At 73.5% G+C, this 1398-nt stretch carries 1 protein-coding gene; it reads left to right on the top strand.

The features are described 5' to 3' along the window. A partial coding sequence (metE, locus tag ACJOT3_RS34490; protein ID WP_406977329.1) for a 5-methyltetrahydropteroyltriglutamate--homocysteine S-methyltransferase occupies nucleotides 1–1312 on the top strand: 1312 nt, incomplete at its 5' end. Nucleotides 1313–1398 lie beyond the last annotated feature (86 nt).

The raw sequence follows: 1398 nt of genomic DNA, 5'->3' as shown, positions 1-1398 counted from the left end.
CACCCTGGGCACCCTGCTGGGCCTGGCCGACGAGCTCACCGTGAGCACCTCCTGCTCGCTGCTGCACGTGCCCATCGACCTGGACGCCGAGACGTCCCTGGCCCCCGAGCTCCGCGCGGCGCTGGCCTTCGCCGAGCAGAAGACCCGCGAGGTCGCCCTGCTGGGCCGGGTGCTGTCCGAGGGCCTCCAGGACGGCCACGACGCCGACGCGGCCCCGGCCGGCCCGGCGTTCGTGGACGCGCGCGTGCGCGCCCGCCTCCAGGCCCTGGGCGCGGACGCCTACGAGCGCCCGCAGGAGCGCGGCGCCCCCACCGACCTGGCGCTGACCACGACCACCATCGGGTCGTTCCCGCAGACCGGCGAGCTGCGCCGGGCCCGCGCCGCGCACCGCCGCGGCGAGCTGGACGAGGCGGGGTACACGGCGATCCTGCGCGCCGAGATCGACCGGGTCATCGCGCTCCAGGAGGACATCGGCCTGGACGTGCTCGTCCACGGCGAGCCCGAGCGCAACGACATGGTCCAGTACTTCGCCGAGCAGCTCCAGGGCTACGCCACCACCGAGAACGGGTGGGTGCAGTCCTACGGCTCCCGGTGCGTGCGCCCGCCGATCCTCTTCGGCGACGTCTCGCGCCCCGAGCCGATGACGGTCGAGTGGATCACCTACGCCCAGTCGCGCACCGAGAAGCCGGTCAAGGGCATGCTCACCGGCCCGGTGACCATGCTCGCCTGGTCGTTCGTGCGCACCGACCAGCCGCTGGGCGACACCGCCCGCCAGGTGGCCCTGGCCCTGCGCGACGAGGTCGCGGACCTGGAGCGGGCGGGGATCCGCCACATCCAGGTCGACGAGGCGGCGCTGCGCGAGCTGCTGCCGCTGCGCCGGGAGAAGCGGCAGGAGTACCTGGACTGGGCGGTCGGATCCTTCCGGCTGGCCACCTCGGGCGTCTCGCCGTCGACGACCATCCACACGCACATGTGCTACTCCGAGTTCGGCCTGATCGTCGACGGCATCGAGGCGCTGGACGCCGACGTGACCAGCGTCGAGGCGGCCCGCTCGCGCATGGAGCTGGTGGCGGACCTGGGCCGCCGCGGCTACAAGCGCGGCATCGGCCCGGGCGTCTACGACATCCACTCCCCGCGGGTGCCGTCGGTGGAGGAGATCGAGGCGTCCCTGCGCCTGGCGGTGTCGCACATCGACGCCGGGGGGCTGTGGGTCAACCCGGACTGCGGCCTGAAGACCCGCGGCTACGCGGAGGCCGAGCAGGCGCTGCGCAACATGGTCGAGGCCGCCCGCCGGGTGCGCGCCGACCTGTAGTGGTCACCGGGGCCGAAAAGGCCCGATCGGAAAAGGCCTGACCGAAAAGGCCCGACCCGAAAAGCCCGACCCAGAAAGCGGAGGGG

The organism is Nocardiopsis protaetiae, assembly GCF_045446735.1.
Lineage (GTDB): Bacteria > Actinomycetota > Actinomycetes > Streptosporangiales > Streptosporangiaceae > Nocardiopsis > Nocardiopsis protaetiae.
This window is presented reverse-complemented; position numbering and strand designations above follow the sequence as displayed.